Source organism: Neomoorella stamsii (genome assembly GCF_002995805.1).
GTDB lineage: Bacteria > Bacillota > DSM-521 > Neomoorellales > Neomoorellaceae > Neomoorella > Neomoorella stamsii.
In genome coordinates this window covers 78643-97111 of sequence record NZ_PVXL01000078.1, presented here as the reverse complement: position 1 = coordinate 97111, position 18469 = coordinate 78643, and the positions used below count along the sequence as shown (strand labels likewise).

The 18469-nt window shown below is 55.1% G+C and carries 16 protein-coding genes; 14 read left to right on the top strand and 2 right to left on the bottom strand.

The features are described 5' to 3' along the window. The first annotated feature begins 110 nt into the window (after positions 1 to 110). The 3 genes from xylF to MOST_RS16075 all read left to right on the top strand — a co-directional run bounded on the left by xylF (position 111) and on the right by MOST_RS16075 (position 3926). Complete coding sequence (xylF, locus tag MOST_RS16085; protein ID WP_054936757.1) at positions 111 to 1151, top strand: D-xylose ABC transporter substrate-binding protein; 1041 nt, start codon at positions 111 to 113, stop codon at positions 1149 to 1151. A 95-nt stretch (positions 1152 to 1246) separates the two neighbouring features. Beyond that, positions 1247 to 2770: a xylose ABC transporter ATP-binding protein gene (locus MOST_RS16080; protein ID WP_054936688.1), complete on the top strand. Its 1524-nt coding sequence runs from the start codon at positions 1247 to 1249 to the stop codon at positions 2768 to 2770. A 61-nt stretch (positions 2771 to 2831) separates the two neighbouring features. Next, positions 2832 to 3926 carry a sugar ABC transporter permease gene (locus MOST_RS16075; RefSeq protein ID WP_244267018.1) on the top strand — a complete coding sequence of 365 codons (1095 nt, stop codon included), beginning with the start codon at positions 2832 to 2834 and terminating at the stop codon, positions 3924 to 3926. Between the two features lie 144 nt (positions 3927 to 4070). Here the strand turns inward: MOST_RS16075 and MOST_RS16070 are convergent, their stop codons facing one another. Continuing rightward, positions 4071 to 4418, bottom strand: coding sequence for a cupin domain-containing protein (locus MOST_RS16070; RefSeq protein WP_054936687.1), 348 nt, complete (start codon positions 4416 to 4418; stop codon positions 4071 to 4073). A 204-nt stretch (positions 4419 to 4622) separates the two neighbouring features. Between MOST_RS16070 and MOST_RS16065 the strand changes: the two genes are divergently transcribed. Then, the gene (locus MOST_RS16065) at positions 4623 to 5846 is read left to right on the top strand and encodes a DUF438 domain-containing protein (RefSeq protein WP_054936686.1); all 1224 of its coding nucleotides are present in this window, start codon (positions 4623 to 4625) and stop codon (positions 5844 to 5846) included. A 98-nt stretch (positions 5847 to 5944) separates the two neighbouring features. Here the strand turns inward: MOST_RS16065 and MOST_RS16060 are convergent, their stop codons facing one another. After that, on the bottom strand, positions 5945 to 6523 hold the full coding sequence (locus MOST_RS16060; RefSeq protein WP_054936685.1) for a hypothetical protein: 579 nt from the start codon (positions 6521 to 6523) through the stop codon (positions 5945 to 5947). A 114-nt stretch (positions 6524 to 6637) separates the two neighbouring features. Here MOST_RS16060 and pcrA point away from each other — a divergent pair, with 114 nt between their 5' ends. From pcrA to yqeC, 10 genes are all read left to right on the top strand, one after another. After that, positions 6638 to 8824 carry a DNA helicase PcrA gene (gene pcrA, locus MOST_RS16055; protein WP_054936684.1) on the top strand — a complete coding sequence of 729 codons (2187 nt, stop codon included), beginning with the start codon at positions 6638 to 6640 and terminating at the stop codon, positions 8822 to 8824. A 272-nt stretch (positions 8825 to 9096) separates the two neighbouring features. Next, the gene (ligA, locus tag MOST_RS16050; protein ID WP_054936683.1) at positions 9097 to 11136 is read left to right on the top strand and encodes an NAD-dependent DNA ligase LigA; all 2040 of its coding nucleotides are present in this window, start codon (positions 9097 to 9099) and stop codon (positions 11134 to 11136) included. Between the two features lie 78 nt (positions 11137 to 11214). Next, positions 11215 to 11499, top strand: coding sequence for an Asp-tRNA(Asn)/Glu-tRNA(Gln) amidotransferase subunit GatC (gatC, locus tag MOST_RS16045; RefSeq protein ID WP_054936682.1), 285 nt, complete (start codon positions 11215 to 11217; stop codon positions 11497 to 11499). A gap of 17 nt (positions 11500 to 11516) precedes the next feature. Then, the gene (gene gatA, locus MOST_RS16040; protein WP_054936681.1) at positions 11517 to 12980 is read left to right on the top strand and encodes an Asp-tRNA(Asn)/Glu-tRNA(Gln) amidotransferase subunit GatA; all 1464 of its coding nucleotides are present in this window, start codon (positions 11517 to 11519) and stop codon (positions 12978 to 12980) included. 1 nt (position 12981) lies between these two features. Further along, positions 12982 to 14412, top strand: a complete 1431-nt coding sequence (gene gatB / locus MOST_RS16035; protein ID WP_054936680.1) for an Asp-tRNA(Asn)/Glu-tRNA(Gln) amidotransferase subunit GatB — start codon at positions 12982 to 12984, stop codon at positions 14410 to 14412. Positions 14413 to 14424: 12 nt separating this feature from the next. Further along, a complete protein-coding gene (locus tag MOST_RS16030; protein WP_054936679.1) occupies positions 14425 to 15117 on the top strand; it encodes an HAD family hydrolase in 693 nt (230 codons plus the stop codon). A 91-nt stretch (positions 15118 to 15208) separates the two neighbouring features. Next, complete coding sequence (locus MOST_RS16025; RefSeq protein WP_054936678.1) at positions 15209 to 15958, top strand: XdhC family protein; 750 nt, start codon at positions 15209 to 15211, stop codon at positions 15956 to 15958. Between the two features lie 147 nt (positions 15959 to 16105). Continuing rightward, entirely contained in the window at positions 16106 to 16423 is a 318-nt protein-coding gene (locus MOST_RS16020) for an XdhC family protein (protein WP_054936677.1), read from the top strand. Between the two features lie 3 nt (positions 16424 to 16426). Continuing rightward, a complete protein-coding gene (locus MOST_RS16015) occupies positions 16427 to 16963 on the top strand; it encodes a cupin domain-containing protein (RefSeq protein WP_054936676.1) in 537 nt (178 codons plus the stop codon). Between the two features lie 84 nt (positions 16964 to 17047). Continuing rightward, positions 17048 to 18406, top strand: a complete 1359-nt coding sequence (yqeC, locus tag MOST_RS16010) for a selenium cofactor biosynthesis protein YqeC (protein WP_161952870.1) — start codon at positions 17048 to 17050, stop codon at positions 18404 to 18406. Positions 18407 to 18469: the final 63 nt, after the last annotated feature.

Below are 18469 nucleotides of genomic sequence, written 5' to 3'. Positions count from 1 at the left end.
AAGGATAAATTTGACTTTAATTCTTAGTGTGAAAAGGAGGAGCTTTAAGAGTGCTAAAAAAGAGGACTACCAGGATAATTGCCCTGGCTGCAGTTTTGATCCTGCTGGCTATGACCCTTCTTACAGGTTGCGGTCAAGGTGGAAATTCGAGCAAAAATGGAGGTAATCAGGGCGCTTCAGCCAAAAGTGGCGATAAGATAAAAATAGGTCTCTCAATGGATGATTTACGCCTGGAACGCTGGCAGCATGATAGAGACTTGTTTGTCGCTAAGGCCAAGGAACTCGGAGCTGAAGTACTGGTACAATCGGCAAACGGTGACGATGCTACCCAGCTTTCCCAGGCTGAGAACCTCATTTCCCAGGGTATTGATGTCTTAGTTGTAATACCCCATAATGGCGATGCTATGGCTCCTATTGTCGAAGCGGCGCATAAAGCTGGTGTGAAAGTCCTGGCTTATGATCGTTTAATAAGAAATGCAGATGTAGATCTCTATATTTCCTTTGATAATGTCCGCGTCGGTGAATTGCAGGCAGAGTATTTGACCAAGAAGGTTCCTAAAGGTAAATATTTCCTTATGGGTGGATCGCCTACAGACAACAATGCTAAATTATTTAGACAAGGGCAGATGAATGTTCTTAAACCGCTTATTGATAAGGGAGACATTAAGGTTGTTGGCGATCAGTGGGTTAAAGATTGGCTGCCGGAAGAGGCCATGAAGATTATGGAAAATGCCCTGACCAGCAATAATAACCAGATTGATGCTGTGGTCGCATCTAATGATAGTACCGCCGGCGGAGCTATTCAAGCTTTAGCTGCCCAGAACTTAGCTGGTAAAGTGGCTATTTCTGGCCAGGATGCGGACCTTGCTGCCTGCCAGCGTATTGTTGAAGGAACACAATCGATGACTGTTTATAAACCTATTACGGCTCTGGCTACCCGGGCCGCCGAGGTTGCGGTAGCTCTGGCCAAAGGTGAGGATGTTAGACCTAATAATAAAGTAAACAATGGGAAGATAGATGTGCCGTCCATTTTGCTGACACCCATCATGGTAGACAAAGATAATATGGTCCAGACCGTAATTAAAGATGGTTTCCACAAACTTGAGGATGTTTATAAAAACGTCCCCAAAGAAAAGTGGCCGAAGCAATAGACAATCAAGAAATACAGATAGGCAAGAGGCCACTATGGCCTCTTGCCTGTTAAATTTAAGGCCGGCTGATTCTATTGGGAAAGAAGGGGTCTATTATGGACCACTATATCCTGGAGATGCGGGAAATTACAAAGCAATTTCCCGGCGTCAGGGCTCTAGACAAAGTTGATTTTAAGGCCAGGAAAGGTGAAATACATGCTTTATGTGGCGAAAACGGGGCTGGTAAATCTACCTTAATGAAAGTCTTAAGCGGTGTATATCCTTATGGTACCTACCAGGGAGAAATTTTGATTAACGGTCAACCCCAAAAGTTCTACACCATTAAGGATTCAGAAAGAGCCGGAATAGCTATTATTTACCAGGAACTGGCTTTAGTTAGCGAATTATCTGTAGCGGAGAACATTTTTCTGGGCAATGAGCCTCTGCAGCATCAATTGATTGATTGGGACAAAATGTATATGGAGGCGACGAAATGGCTCAAAGAGGTGGGCCTGGAGGTAAGCCCGGGGACCAAGATTAAAAACCTGGGGGTAGGGCAACAGCAGCTGGTCGAGATAGCCAAAGCTTTAGCGAAGAACGCTAGTATTCTTGTTCTAGATGAACCTACTGCCGCTTTGACGGAAAGTGAAGTAGAAATTCTGATGCGTATTTTACGCCAGCTAAAAAGTAAAGGAGTTACTTGTATTTATATTTCCCACAAGCTAAATGAAGTCTTTGCAATTGCCGATAATATTACCGTCCTTCGTGATGGTAGAACCATTGGCACCGTGAAAAAAGACGAAACGAGCCAGGATAAGATCATATCAATGATGGTTGGCCGGGAACTGAACAGCCTTTTCCCCTATACTAACCATAGTCCCGGAGCAATTACTTTGGAGGTTCGTAATTTTAGCGTCTACAGTCCAGATAACCCCCGCAAAAAGATAGTAAAAGATGTCAGCTTTTATGTCCGCCAGGGAGAAATCTTAGGTATTGCCGGACTTATTGGCTCGGGCCGTACGGAATTAGTTACCAGCATTTATGGCGGTTATCCAGGTAAAAATGAAGGAGAAATATGGCTGGATGGGAGAAAGGTAAAAATAAAGAATTGCGAAGATGCCCTTTCGAATGGGATAGCTCTCGTGCCTGAAGATCGCCGGCGTCAAGGGCTGGTACTGGATATGGATATCCGCAAAAATATAACCCTTGCCAGCTTAAAAAGATCATATAATATTATGCTTAACGAAAACGCGGAAATTAGAGATGCGGAATTCTATGTTGATAAATTGAAAATAAAGACCCCCTCCGTAGAAGCTCGTGTAGGAAACTTGAGTGGTGGCAATCAACAAAAAGTAGTCCTGGCTAAAGCCATGATGACTAAACCCAGGGTCCTAATTCTTGATGAGCCAACACGGGGTATTGATGTGGGGGCTAAATATGAAATATATAATCTCATTAATAGTTTAGTTAGTCAGGGTGTAGCCATAGTTATGGTGTCATCCGAGTTACCTGAGATATTGGGTATGAGCGATCGTATCCTGGTGTTATGTGAAGGAAGAATAACGGGCGAGTTTTCCCGTGAAGAAGCCAAAGAAGAAAAAATAATGGCCTGTGCAACTGGAGGTAAGGCAAGTGCTTAAAGTACAATCTAACCCTAAAGCAGGCGGGTTTTTAAGTAAGATAGATGTGCGCGCTTATACAATGATATTAGCCTTGCTGGGTATATGGGCTATTTTCACTTATACTACCCAGGGTGCTTTTTTAACTTCCCGTAATCTATCAAACCTCTTCAGGCAGATGTCAATTACTTCTATTTTAGCGATTGGTATGGTCTTTGTTATAGTCGCCGGTCATATTGACCTTTCCGTAGGTTCGCTCATGGGACTTACTGGAGGGGTAGCGGCAATTTTACAGGTCTGGCATGGGTGGCAGACCATTCCCGCCATTTTGGTAAGCCTTTTAATCGGCCTGCTGGCCGGCTTATGGCAGGGCTGGTGGGTAGCCTATAAAAAGGTTCCTGCTTTTATTGTCACTCTGGGCGGTATGATGGTATTCCGGGGAATTCTTATAGGAATTAGCCATGGCGAAACTGTATCGCCTCTTATGAATAGTTTTAAACAGATAGGCCAATCCTATGTACCTGAAAATATAGGCTTCTTACTAGCAGCACTTGGCATTATTTATGTGACCTATGTTACTGTAAAGCAACGGTATACTAGAATTAAGTATGGTTTTACTGTGCCTTCTTTAACTCTGGAAATAATGCGCACTACTTTTTATGCCGTTCTCATTGGCCTCTTTGTCTATCTAATGAATGATTACCAGGGTATACCTGTACCCGTCCTTATGGTAGTGGTGATGGCACTTATTTTTACGGGTTTGGCGACGAAGACACGCTTCGGGCGTTATGTCTATGCTATTGGTGGCAATAGTGAAGCAGCACGCTTATCTGGTATTAATATTCGCCATAATGTCCTGGCTGTTTTTGTTCTCAGTGGGTTAATGGCTGCCCTGGGCGGCATCCTGTTAACAGCAAGATTGAACGCTGCTTCAGTAGCTGCGGGTCAAATGGCTGAGCTTGATGCTATTGCAGCGTGCGTTATTGGTGGTACAAGCCTCATGGGTGGTACAGGTAGTATTGGTGGGGCGATTATAGGAGCACTTGTCATGGCCAGTTTAGATAATGGCTTGAGTATGATGAATACCCCCCCTTTCTGGCAGTTTATAGTTAAAGGCCTGATTCTCGTGCTGGCGGTATGGGTCGATATTGCAACTAAAACAAGGGCTCAAAATTAAGGGAAACAGATTATATTCGTCAAAGAAAGCCAGATCATCTCCTGGAAGAAAATAAGGGCCTCAATGGCAGCGTGCTTTGAGGCCCTAATTTATATTTTTCATTCCGGTCAGGAATTAACGGCCCAAGATCTCCGGCGAGTTATCTCAAGACCTTATCATGGTCAGCACCATCTTGAAATTTGTTAGCGCCCGCAGGGCATGGGGCTGGTTGGCGGGCATGATTACGGCCTCCCCTGGCTTTACATGGAGGGGTCTGCCGGAGATGGTAATTTCCACTTCCCCGTCCAGCACGTGTACCAGGGCGTCGTAGGGCGCCGTATGTTCGCTCAGGCCCTGCCCTTCAGCAAAGGCGAATAAAGTCACCGTACCACTTTTTTTATCGATAATGGTACGGCTGACGATAGAGCCCTCCTGGTAACCTACCAGCTCGTTTAAAATGGCCGCCTGGGCTTCAAGGGGCCTCCTGCCCGCCTGCTCCTTATTCTGCTCCATTTCATTGACCTCCCGGCTGTTGTTTCGATTTTACTGGTTTATTATACCACCAGGAATGGAGGAATAAAATAACAAAAAAGTGTGAACAGTATCCGGCACTGGCCCCCTGGCTGCAAGACTAAGGGGGCTGTTGCGTGCAAATATGTATAACCCGGACTTTGGCCAGGGAAACATTTAAGTATAATATTAAAAGGAGAAATGATCGTGAGCGAACTGCTGGATACCCGGGAAGAGCGCCAGGAAATTTTAAAGGGGATTATCCGGGATTTACATGCCGGTAAGGACCTGGAAGAGCTGAAACAACGCTTTGCCCGGCTGATCCGTAACGTCAGCCCGGGTGAAATCGCGGCCCTGGAAAGCCGGCTTATTGCCGAGGGCATGCCGGAAGAGGAGATCAAGCGCTTATGTGATGTTCACGTCGCCCTGTTTAAGGAATCCCTGGCCGAACAGCAGATGGATACTACCCCGCCCGGCCACCCCGTCCATACCTTCCGCCTGGAGAACGACGCCATCCGCGGTGTGGTGGAAGCCCTGAGGAAGCTTCTGGGGCAAATTAAGGCTGGAGATAAGGAAGGCCAGGAAGTTTTCCGGCAGCTGAAGGAAGACATTAAAAAAGAGCTGGCCCGCCTGGCGGAAATCGACAAGCATTTCCTCCGCAAGGAGCACCAGCTGTTTCCGCTGCTGGAACGGCGGGGAGTATACGGCCCGCCCAAGGTCATGTGGCAGCTCCACGACGACATCCGGGATATGTTGAAAAAGGTAACCCGTGCCGTGGATGAAGATGATCTGGCTACTGTTATCAACCAGGGAAACGAACTGCTCACGGCTATAGGGGAAATGATTAATAAGGAAGAAAGCATCCTCTTCCCCATGGCCCTGGAAAAACTTACACCCTCCGACTGGGTTGAGGTACGCCGGGGTGAAGAGGAAATAGGCTACGCCCTGGTTTCTCCCGGGAACGAATGGCGGCCGCGCCAGGCGGCCGGGACCGCCCCGGATGCGCAGGAAAAAGAAGGCCCGGCAGGGGCAATCGAGTTGGCTACCGGCAGGTTGACCCCGGAACAGGTGAACCTCCTTTTAACCCATTTGCCTGTAGATATCACCTTTGTTGACGAGAATGACAACGTACGCTATTATTCCGCCGGTAAGCATCGCATTTTTACCCGCAGCCCGGCTATCATCGGCCGTAAAGTGCAAAACTGCCATCCCCCGGCCAGCGTCCATGTGGTGGAGAAGATTCTGGCCGAATTCCGGGACGGTACCAAGAGTGAGGCTGAATTCTGGCTGACCATGAACGGCCGTTTCATCCATATTCGTTATTTCGCCGTGCGCGACGCTGAGGGCCGCTACCGGGGCGTGGTGGAGGTCACCCAGGACGTGACGGACATCCGCGCCCTCGAAGGAGAAAAGCGCCTGCTGGACTGGTAGGCTGGGCATAAGGGCAGGGCGGCAAAGAGTTGACTGTGGGATATAGAAAGCAGGTTAACTCAAGTTGAATACCAGGAGTTGAGGAGAAAGCTCTGGCTCTAGCCAGAGCTTTCTCCTTGCGGGGGCGGGTTGAGGCCCATTTTTAGGACCTGGGCCAGCATCCGGCCGGTAAACTGCTGGAATTCCGGGGTGCGAATGAGGTTCCACACTAATTGTAAGGATGAAGCCGGTAGTTGCATAGAAGTGGTGCTGGCGGTACTGGCGGCTGGAGCCAGGCCCAGTTCCTTTTCCAGGGTACCTTTGGCGATGTTAACAATGTTTCCAGCCGTCTCGATACCGGTATCGGCGTAGAGCAAGAAAGTCCGGATTTTTTCGATCCAGACCCGCAACTCGGCCAGGACCTGGTTAACGCTACCGTTTAAAATAGCTTCCCGGAAGAGGGCCTGGCTGTGGGCGGCCAGGGTCAGGGGCTGGTTCTGGCCCTGGCCTGGCGATAGGCCGGGCGAGGCATCTTCTGTGGGTGCAGGGGTACTGTCTGCCAGCAGGCCGGAGCCGCTGGCATTTTTCTCACCTTCCTGGTAATCTTCTTCCAGGCCAGCCAGGGCGGCCGCAATTCCTTTCTCTTGCTGAGGGGCCTGCAAGCGGATTATTTGCTTCTCTGCGTCCCTATTGAACACCTTGTTCACCTCACATATACTTTACCTGCTGCATTATATGCAGCCCTTTCCTGGATGGAGAGAAAGAAAAGAACCGCGTAGCAGGTTTTTTATCTATCGGGGCGAATATAAGTAATGTTTGGGAGTGTGAAGATCTTGGCAGACTTTATGGCTTTACTTAACAAGCCCCAGCAAGAAGCCGTCAGCCATCGCGGTGCGCCCCTCCTGGTCCTGGCCGGTGCCGGGAGCGGCAAAACCAGGGTTTTGACCTACCGGGTGGCCTCCCTGATCCAGGAAGGGGTGGAGCCGGAAAATATCCTGGCGGTGACCTTTACCAATAAAGCGGCCCAGGAAATGAAGGAACGACTGGAGGGGCTGGTGGGTAACGCGGCCCGGCGCCTCCAGGTCAGCACCTTCCACTCGGCCTGTGTCCGCATTTTAAGGCGGGATGCCCACCTGCTAGGCTACCGGCCCAATTTCACCATTTACGACACCGACGACCAGCAGGCTGTCATTCGTGAGGTTTTAAAGGAATTAAACCTGGATGAGAAAAAGTTCCCGCCCCGCTCGGTAGCCCATGTTATCAGCAATGCTAAAAACTCCTTGCAGACGCCCGAACAATACCTCGGCTGGAGCGCAACTGTAAAAGAACAGCAGCAGGGCACTATCTACCGCCGCTACCAGGAGAGGCTTAAAGCCGCTAATGCCATGGATTTTGATGACCTCATCATGCAGACGGTAGCCTTATGGCAGAATAACCCCCTGATTTTACGCTACTACCAGCAGCGCTGGCAGCATATCCTGGTGGACGAGTACCAGGATACCAACCATGCCCAGTATGTCCTGGTGCGCCTGCTGGCCGGCAATGGTGAAAACCTCTGCGTCGTCGGCGACCCGGACCAGGGCATTTACGGCTGGCGCGGGGCCGACATCGGCAATATCCTGGCCTTTGAAGAGGATTTTCCCAATGCCCGGGTAATCCTCCTGGAAGAGAATTACCGTTCCACCCAGCCCATCCTCAAGGCGGCCAATGCCGTTATCCAGCATAATGTGGGCCGCAAGGAAAAGCGCCTCTGGACGCGGCGGCGGGAAGGGGAACTGCTGCACCTCTACAGCGCCAACGATGAACGCGACGAAGGTAATTATATTGCCGCTGAAATTTACCGCCGCCACAGCCAGGAAAGCCGACCCTTCAGCGATTTTGCCGTCCTCTACCGTACCCATGCCCAGTCGCGGGCTTTAGAAGAGGCCTTCCTCCAGGCGGGTATTCCCTATGAAATCGTCGGCGGCCTGAAATTCTACCAGAGGAAAGAGATCAAGGACATCCTGGCCTACTTAAGGGTGATAGCCAACCCCGATGATGCCACGAGCCTCTTAAGGATTATCAATGTCCCCCGGCGGGGCATCGGTGAAACCTCCCTGGCCCGGCTGGAGGCTTTCGCTGCCAGCAGCAGCCTGGGTCTTTACCGGGCTTTACAACAGGTGGAAAACATCCCCGGTATTCCCGCTAAAGGCCGGCAAGCCCTGCAGGAAATGATAATCTTGCTGGATAACCTGCGGCAACAGCAGGAAAACTTAACAATAACGGCCATGGTGACCGCCATTTTACAGGAAACCGGTTACCAGGCCGAGTTAGAAGCGGAAAAAACGCCGGAAGCCCAGGCGCGGCTGGAAAACTTAAAGGAGTTCCTGACGGTTACCAGGAATTATGACCAGGGTAGTGAGAAGCCTGAGCTGGCCGATTTTTTGGCCCAGGTGGCCCTGGTGGCTGAAAGCGATTCCTATAGCGGCGGTAACGCAGTGGTCTTTATGACCATGCATACGGCCAAGGGCCTGGAGTTCCCGGTGGTCTTCCTGGCGGGCCTGGAAGAAGGGGTCTTCCCCCATTTTCGCTCCCTGGAGGACCCGGAGGAGATGGAAGAAGAACGCCGCCTCTGCTATGTGGGCATGACCAGGGCGAAGGAAGTCCTCTACCTTACCCATGCCTGGACCCGCAACCTTTACGGCAATACCATGAGCAACCCTCCTTCCCGTTTCCTGGAGGAAATACCGCCTGATTTAATCGCCCGGGATGGACAGGCCGGCCTCCCAGCTTCCGGGGGCGGTATCACCGGCCGCCAGCAGGGCCGACCCGGGACCGGGATAGCTCGCGGGGTCCAATTTGACTGGCAACTGGGGGATAAAGTCCAGCATAATAGTTTTGGTCTCGGGGTTGTTGTAAAAATCAGTGGCGAAGGTGAGGATACTGTTATCAGCGTTGCCTTCCCCGAAAGAGGTATCAAGCAACTCATGGTCCGGTATGCTCCCGTTAGGAAGGTATAAGACACTATATTGTTCAAGGTCTGGCTTTTGTTTGGAGCGAGCGACTTGGCCCGAGCGGTAAGCGGACTTGGCGAAGCCGAGGAGCGAGGGTGGGGCCGAGGACAGCGGGACTAAAGGCCGGCCTCGGAAGGCTTGTGATGCCGAATGGGCCGGGAACCCCGCCTTAAGCCCACGGCTGAGCCATAGGTTGCTCAGCATGGGCTTTGATGCGATCCAAAAACAAAGCCTGACTAAGAAGAGATGCGATATGTTTTTTTGGAGGAAGGTAATAAATGGATTTCCAAACAGCCCGGCAGAGGGTTGAAGAACTGCGGCGCCTGATAGAAGAACACAACTACCGCTACTATGTCCTCGACCAGCCGGTAATCAGCGACCGGGAATACGACGCCCTGATGCAGGAATTGATAGCCCTGGAAGAGGCCTACCCGGAACTCCTGACACCGGATTCCCCCAGCCAGCGGGTAGGCGGCGCGCCCCGGGAAGAATTCAACCCCGTCCGGCATCCGGAAGTTTTATTGAGTTTAAACGACGCCTTCAATGAGGGCGATTTGCTGGATTTCGACCGCCGGGTGCGGGAAATAACCGGCGGCGAGGTGTCCTACCTGATCGAGCCCAAAATAGACGGCCTGACGGTGGCCCTCACCTATATTGACGGGGCTTTTAGCCTGGGGGCCACCCGCGGTGATGGCCAGGTAGGGGAAGAAGTGACGGCGAATCTCCGGACCATCCCTGTGCTGCCCCTGCGTTTACGGCAACCCCTGCCCCACCTGGTAGTGCGGGGGGAAGTCTACATGCCCAAGGCAGCCTTTGCCCGCCTGAACGCCGAACGAGAAGAGGCCGGGGAGCCCCTTTTCGCCAATCCCCGCAATGCTGCCGCCGGGTCTTTGCGCCAGCTGGATCCAAAAGTAACGGCCGGCCGCAGCTTAAGCCTTTTTGTCTACCAGGTGATCAGCGTCGCCGGGGCACAGGTTACTACCCAGGCAGAAGCTCTGGAGTTGATGGCCGGATTGGGCCTGCCCGTCAACCCCTACCGTTTCCTGGCCCCCGACATCCGGGCCGTACTGGCAGAAATTAAAAACTGGACGGCGGAGCGCCGCGCAGCATTACCCTATGAGATTGACGGCCTGGTGATCAAGGTTAATGACCTGGCCCTGTACCCTGTCCTGGGAGCGACGGCTAAAGCGCCGCGCTGGGCCGTGGCTTATAAATTTCCGGCCGAGCAGGCGACGACCCGGGTGGAAGGGATTATCCTCCGGGTAGGGCGCACGGGAGTCCTGACACCAACGGCTATCTTAACGCCGGTGCGCCTGGCCGGGACTACCGTCAGCCGGGCTACCTTGCATAATGAAGACTACATCCAGGAAAAGGACATCCGCATCGGCGACACGGTGGTTATCCAGAAGGCCGGCGACATCATTCCGGAAGTGGTGGAGGTCCTGCCGGAACGGCGTACCGGGTCGGAAGAGATATTTACCATGCCGGAGAAGTGCCCGGCCTGCGGCGCGGCAGTAGTCCGCCCGCCGGGGGAAGCGGCCCACCGCTGCACCGGGGGCCTGGCCTGCCCGGCCCAGGTCCTGGAAGGGATCATCCACTTTGCCTCCCGGGGGGCCATGGACATCCAGGGCCTGGGGCCGGCCATCGTCGCCCAGCTTCTGGAGGCCGGCCTCATCCATGATGCGGCCGATCTCTACTACTTGAAAAAGGAAGACTTGCTAAAACTGGAGCGCTTTGGCGAGCAGTCGGCCAGCAACCTCATTGCGGCCATTGCCGAAGCCAAGGACAGGCCCCTGGAACGCCTGCTCTTTGGCCTGGGCATTCGCCATGTGGGCGAGCGGGCGGCGCGGGTCCTGGTCGGCCATTTCGGCTCCCTGGAGAAGCTAAGGGCGGCCTCAGAGGAAGAACTGACCGCCCTGCCCGACATCGGCCCCCGTATCGCTGAGAGTATCCGGGAATTTTTTGCCGAGCCCAGGAATCTGGCCGTCCTGGAGAAACTGAAAAAAGCCGGGCTACGGATGGAAGCCGAAGGCAAAGCGGCTCCGGCCGGACCTTTAAGCGGCAAGACCTTTGTCATCACCGGCACCCTGCCGGGTCTGACCCGCCAGGAGGCAGAAGAACTTATTACCAGGGCAGGGGGTAAAGTCAGCAGCAGTGTGAGCCGGAAAACCGACTATGTAGTCGCCGGCGATAAACCGGGCTCCAAGTACGACCGTGCCCGCGAACTGGGGGTGCCGGTGATAGATGCGGACGGTTTAAAACGATTGCTGGAAGGAAAACGAGCCTGGCGGCGAGAAGATCTATATGACCGGGCTTAACCAGGCAAGGATTGCCCTTGGGCACCCCTTCTGTTATAATTAGGCAGAAAGTATACCTTAAAAAGGTGGTTATTATATATGCCTATCACGACAGCCGAGGTAGAACATGTCGCCCTGCTGGCCCGCCTGAAGCTTACCCCGGAGGAAAAGGCGGCCTATACCGGGCAACTCAACGCAATCCTGGAATATATGGATAAATTGAACGCCCTGGACACCACGGACGTGGAGCCCACGGCCCACGTGTTGCCCCTGCGCAATGTTTTCCGCGATGACGTAGCGCGGCCCGGTCTACCCCGGGAGAAGGCCCTGGCCGGGGCACCGGCAGCCAGTGAAGGGCAGTTTAAAGTGCCGCGGGTAGTTTAGACCGGGAGGTTAAGGCGATGGATTTACACTATTTAACCGCCCACGAGCTGGGCGATCTTTTACAGCGCCGCGAGGTCAGCGCGGTAGAGGTTACCGAAGCCATTGTCGACCGCATCGAGGCCGTCGATGGCCAGGTGCAGGCTTATCTAACCCGGACGGCCGAACAGGCCCTGGCCCAGGCTAAAGCCATTGATGCGGCCCGCGCCCGGGGGGAGGAACCGGGGCCCCTGGCCGGCGTACCCATGGCCCTGAAGGACAACCTCTGCACGGAAGGGATACGGACAACCTGCGCTTCACGAATGCTGGCCGACTGGGTGCCACCCTATGACGCCGCCGTTGTCCAGCGCCTTAAAGCGGCCGGGGCGGTAATGCTGGGCAAGCTCAATATGGATGAATTTGCCATGGGCTCCTCCACGGAAAACTCCGGCTTTTTCCCTACCCGTAATCCCTGGGACCTGGAGCGGGTACCGGGCGGGTCCAGCGGCGGTTCGGTAGCGGCCGTGGCCGCTGGGGAAGCCTGTTATGCCCTGGGGTCCGATACCGGCGGTTCCATCCGCCAGCCGGCCTCCTTTTGCGGCGTCGTTGGTATGAAGCCGACCTATGGCCGGGTGTCGCGCTATGGCCTGGTGGCCTTTGCCTCATCCCTGGACCAGATCGGCCCCATCACCCGGGATGTCACCGACTGCGCCCTGGTCATGGGGGTCATTGCCGGTCATGATCCCTGCGATTCCACCTCGGCTGAATTGCCGGTACCTGATTACCGGGCGGCTTTAAAACCTGAAATTAAAGGTTTAAAAATAGGTGTACCGCGGGAGTATTTTGGCGCCGGTATGGAACCGGAGGTAGAGACGGTTGTCCGCCGGGCCATTGCCAGGCTGGAGGAAATGGGGGCCATTTGCGAAGAAACTTCCCTGCCCCATACGGAATTCGCCCTGCCGGCCTACTACCTGGTGGCCCCGGCGGAGGCTTCCTCCAACCTGGCCCGTTATGACGGCGTCGGTTACGGTCTCAGGGTGCCGGGCAAGGACATCATTGAAATGTATATGAATACCAGGAGCCAGGGCTTTGGGCCGGAGGTAAAGCGGCGCATTATGCTGGGTACCTACGCCTTGAGTTCGGGATACTACGACGCTTATTACCTCAAAGCCCTGAAGGTCAGGACCCTGATCCGCCGGGACTTTGAAGCCGCCTTTGCGAAATATGACCTCCTGGCGACGCCGACTTCACCGACGGTGGCCTTCCGCCTGGGGGAAAAGGCGGGGGACCCCCTGGCCATGTACCTGTCCGACCTGTGCACCATCCCCATCAATATGGCCGGGTTGCCAGCCCTCTCCCTGCCCTGCGGCTTCAGCCAGGGCCTGCCCGTTGGCCTGCAGTTGATCGGTAAAGCCTTTGATGAGGCAACACTGCTGCGGGTAGCTTACGCCTTTGAACAAGCTACCGAATATCACCGGCGGCGGCCGGAGCTGGGAGTGGCTTAAAGTGGAATACGAAGCAGTAATTGGCCTGGAAGTCCATGTGGAACTGAAAACCAATGCCAAGGCTTTCTGTGGCTGTACCACGGCCTTCGGCGGTGAACCCAACACCCATGTCTGCCCCGTCTGCCTGGGGCTGCCCGGGGTGCTGCCGGTCATTAACCGCCAGGTGGTGGAGTTCGGCCTGAAGACGGCCCTGGCGCTGAACTGCCAGGTGGCACCGTTCTGCAAGTTTGACCGCAAGAATTACTATTACCCGGATCTGCCCAAAAACTACCAGATATCCCAGTACGACCTGCCCCTGGCCAGGGGGGGCTATTTAAAAATTACCGTTGATGGCGCAGAGCGGCTTATCGGTATCACCAGGGTGCATATGGAAGAAGACGCCGGCAAGCTAATCCACGTCGACGGTCCCGATGGCGGTTACTCCCTGGTAGACTACAACCGGACGGGGGTACCCCTGCTGGAGATCGTCTCCGAACCGGACCTGCGCTCGCCGGCCGAAGCCCGGGCCTACATGGAAAAGTTGCGGACCATCCTCCAGTACCTGGACGTGTCCGACTGCAAGATGGAAGAAGGGTCCCTGCGTTGTGACGCCAATGTGTCGGTGCGGCCCCGGGGCAGCCAGGCCTTTGGTACCAAGACGGAAGTGAAGAATCTGAACTCCTTCCGCTCCCTGCAGCGGGCCCTTGAGTATGAGATTGAGCGCCAGGTTGCCATCCTGGAAAGCGGTGGCCGGGTCGAGCAGGCGACCATGGCCTGGGATGAAAATCGCGGCGTGACGTATGTCATGCGCACCAAGGAAGAGGCCCAGGATTACCGCTATTTCCCTGACCCCGACCTGGTACCCTTAGAGATTGACGCCGCCTGGATCGAGCAGGTGCGCCGGGAGCTCCCCGAGCTGCCTGATGCCCGGTGCCAGCGCTTAATTAACGATTATGGCCTGCCGGCCTACGATGCCGGGGTGATTACCAGTTCCCGGGATCTCGCCGATTATTTTGACCGGGTGGTGGCCCTGTATCCCGACGCCAAGACCGTCAGCAACTGGATCATGGGCGACTTCTTGCGCCTTTTGAATGCCGGCAACCTGGAACCACGGCAATCTCCCGTACCACCGGAAGAAATGGCGGCCCTGCTGCAGCTGCAAAAGGAAGGGACCATCAGCGGCAAGATAGCCAAGCAGGTCCTGGAAGAGATGTTTGCCACCGGTAAAGGGGCGCGCCAGGTAGTCGAAGAGAAGGGCCTGGTCCAGATCAGCGATGCGGCCGCCCTGACGCAGATTGTCGAGGAAGTCCTGGCCGCCAACCCGGGCGTGGTTGAGGATTACCGTAACGGCAAAGACAAGGCCCTGGGCTTCCTGGTGGGCCAGGTGATGAAGGCCACCAAAGGCAAGGCCAACCCCGGCCTGGTGAACCAGCTGCTGAAGGAACGGCTGTAAGGGGGTAGGGTTTTGTTCGCCGGCGTACTCTTTGATTTTGACGGCACCCTGGTGGATACCTCCGAACTGGTAATCAAGTCCTTCCAGCATACCCTGGCGCCATACCTGGGCCGGATGGTAGCCCCGGAAGAAATTTACCCTTATTTTGGCATCCCCCTGCGGGACGGCTTGAGCGCCTTTGTACCCGGTAAACCCGAACTGGTAGAAGAGATGCTCCCCGTTTACCGCCGCTTCAGTGAGGAACATTTCGATAACCTGGTGCAGCCCTGCCCTGGGGTGCGGGAAGGCTTGGAGCAGCTTCTGGCAGCAGGTATCAAGCTCGGTATAGTTACTTCCCGTGTGCGGGATACCACCCTCTATGGCCTGCGCCTTTTTAACCTGGAAGATTTCTTCCCGGTAGTGGTTACCATGGAAGACGTGCGTAGCCACAAGCCGGGTCCGGAGCCCGTCCAGCGCGGCGTCGAGCTATTGCAGCTTGCTCCAGCTGATGTAGCAATGATCGGCGACAGCCCCCACGACATCCTGGCGGCCAGGGCGGCCGGAGTTACCAGTGTGGCTGCCACCTGGAGCAAGATTCCCCGGGAACGACTCCTGGCCGCCCGGCCGGACGCCGTCGTAAATACCATGACGGAGTTTGTAGATTTTTGCCTGGATGGTAATTTAGCTGCTGTTAATATTTGCGGCCCTGTCTCACATGGTGGCTGACGATAGTCCATGGAAAGCGGAGAAATGTTTTTAAGAGTTGGAGTAAGAGGCCTGCCAAAAGTTTGGGTGATTCGGAGGAAGGAGAACAGCCGTGGATAAACTGGCCTTTTTCCGGCAGTTGCTGGCGGCCCTGGAGGGACAGCAGCCGGCGATAGCCGCTCTGGTAGTCAAAGTAGAAGCAGGCCTGCCGGGGGTGGCGCCTGGCAACCGTTTCCTCTGGACTCCGGATGGTCATTACGGCGGCCTGGGAGCAGCAAATCTGGAAGCTGCTGTAGCTGAACGGGCCAGGGAGGTTTTAGCCGGGCGCCGGCCCCGGTTGGATACCATAGAGTTAGATGAAGGTAGCATAACCCTTTTCCTGGAACCGGTGCTCCCCGAACCGGAAGTTATCGTCCTGGGTTGCGGCCATGTCGGCCAGCAGGTTGCTGCGGTGGCCAAACTGGCTGGTTACCGGGTAACCGTAATTGACGACCGTCCGGACTTTGCTAATAAGGCCCTTTTCCCAACAGCCGATAGAATTATTTGTAATAATTTTACGGCGGCCCTGCAGGATATTAAGATCACTCCCGCCACTTTTATTGTTATCGTCACCCGGGGTCACCGCTATGATTATGACTGCCTGCGGGCCGTAATCGACTCCCCGGCGGCCTATATCGGCATGATCGGTAGCCGGCGGCGCGTCCAGGGGATAAAAGAGCGCCTGCTGGCCGAGGGTGTAAGCGAAGCGGCCCTGGAGCGAGTCCATGCCCCCATTGGCCTGGATATCGGTGCCGAAACGCCGGCAGAAATTGCCGTCAGCATCCTGGCGGAGATTATCCGGGTTTACCGGCGTGGAGCTTAAATCTACCGCCCCTCTTTAAGAGCCGGCGGTTATTTTTTGGTAGCGAAAAATAAGTATAAAGATCGCCAGCGAAGAAGGAAAAAGAGTTAAATATGTTGTAATAAATACTTAATGAGTTCAGTTGCCTTAAGCGGGGGAGCTAACAAGATGGACCGGGAGCTTGTTCAAGGGGCGGTTAGATTAATGGAGCAAGGAGAGCCGTGTGCCCTGGCGACTATAATCCAGGTTAAGGGTTCGGCACCCCGGGAAGCCGGGACCCAGATGCTGATTACCGCCGGGGGCCAAACCCTGGGGACCATTGGCGGTGGTTGTGCCGAAGCGGCCATTCGCCAGCGGGCTTTGCTGGTCCTGGAAAAGGGTGAGCCGGAAATATATCACCTGGACTTAACGGCCGACACAGCTGCAGACGAAGGTATGGTCTGTGGCGGGATTATGGATGTATTTATTGAACCACTGGGAGGGTAAAGAGTGCTTGGAGAAAAGATACGCAACTTACGCCGGGAGCGGGGCATGAGCCTCAAGGATGTAGCGGAAAAGACGGGCCTCACTTCCAGTTTTTTAAGTCAGGTGGAACGGGACCTGGCCGATCCCTCCATTACTTCTTTACGCAAAATCGCCGAAGCCCTGGATATCCCCATTTTTTATTTCTTGTTAAACCATGAAGACCACAGCCCGGTAGTCCGGAAAGACCAGCGGAAGGTGCTACGCTTCCCCCAGTCCCATTTGACCTATGAGCTATTGTCACCGGATTTAAACCGTAAGATGGAAGTGATGATGGCCCGCCTTGAGCCGGGAGCGGCCAGCTGTGACGAGCCCCTGGCGCACCCGGGAGAAGAGTGCATTGTCGTCCTTGAGGGGATTATGGAAATCGATATCGGCGGGGAAGTCTACCGGCTGGAAGCGGGAGATAGCATCTACTATTACGCCTCCATCCCCCACAAACTGTGGAGTGCCGGTAACGAAGACCTGGTCTTTATTTCGGCCATTACGCCACCCCAGTTCTAGAGTCCCTTATGGGGGCTGGCGCCCTTACCGGTGTATTATGTAAAATACCGGGTTATGAAAAGTGCTGTTTTCGGAGGATTTTTGATGCGCTTATACCAGGCCCTGGGGTTGCAGGCCAAAGAAATCATCACTGTTGTCGGGGCAGGGGGTAAAACTTCAGCCCTTATTTGTCTGGCCCGCGAACTGGCAGCCATGGGGCGACGGGTGGTTGTTGCCCCTACCACAAAAATGCTGTTAAGCCAGCTCCGGCAACTGGCGGAACCGGTTATTACCAGCGATACCGCCAGCCTGGCAGCAGGTGTGGCTGCCGGTCTAAAAAGGGAGAATCTAGTCACCTGTGGGTCCGGCGTTACCAGGCAGGGTAAGGTTACGGGCCTGGACGCGGCAGCAGTAGCCGCGCTGAGCCATCTTAATATTGATTACCTGTTGCTGGAGGGCGATGGAGCCGCAGGCGCCCTCCTCAAGGCCCCGGCGGGTCACGAACCGGTCATCCCGCCGGTGACAACCCTGGTAGTGACGGTAGCTGGCCTGCCGGTGCTGGGGCGGCCCTTGGCCGCCCCTTTTGTCCACCGCCCCCGGCTGGTGGCCGGGTTGCTGGGACGAGAAGAAGGCTCCCTGGTGACAGCGCATGATGTGGCCCGGGTCCTGGCCCATCCTCACGGCGGGCGCAAAGGGGTGCCGCCGGCAGCGCGGTGGGTGGTTTTGTTAAATCAGGCTGAAGATTATGAACTGCTGCGGGCGGGTAGGGCTGTAGCCGGGGCCATCCTTGCTGCCGGTGGCGAGAAGGTTGTCCTGGGCGCGGTGGCCACCCCGGCGCCGGTGCGCCAGGTATTCCTGGGACAGGCAGTCCGGCCCGGACCGGTGGGAGTTATTGTCCTGGCCGCCGGGGCCGGGGAGCGCTTTGGTGGCGGCAAGCAGCTATTGTCAATCGCCGGCCAGCCCATGGTGCGCCAAGCAGTGGCAACAGCCCTGGCAGCCGTGCCGGGGAATGTCGTCGTGGTCCTGGGTCATGAGGCCGGTAGGGTGGCTGCCGCCCTGGAGGGTTTAGCGGCCAATATTGCTTACAACCCCGGCTACCGCCAGGGCCTCAGCACCTCCCTGAAGGCCGGGCTGGCCGCCTTGGGGCCGGAAAGCCGGGTCGCCCTTTTTGTCCTGGCCGATCAGCCGGGAGTTACCCCGGACGTCATAACCAGGCTGGCCGGAGCTTACCAGCAGGAAGGGAAGAAAATTATTGTTCCCGTTTATCAGGGACGGCGGGGCAATCCTGTCCTCATTGACCGCGATCTCTGGCCGGAAATCCTGGTCCTGCAGGGGGATGTGGGAGCCAGGGAGATTATCCGGGCTCACCCGGAGGAAGTTCTAACGGTGGCAGTTGACTGCCCGGGAATTTTAAAAGATATCGATACCCCCATCGATTACCAGACCTGGCTGGAGGGAAAATAAACCTTGCCAGAATAGCGGCCTTATGTACAATATAATTAAATGGTAATAACTTATTGACGGGGT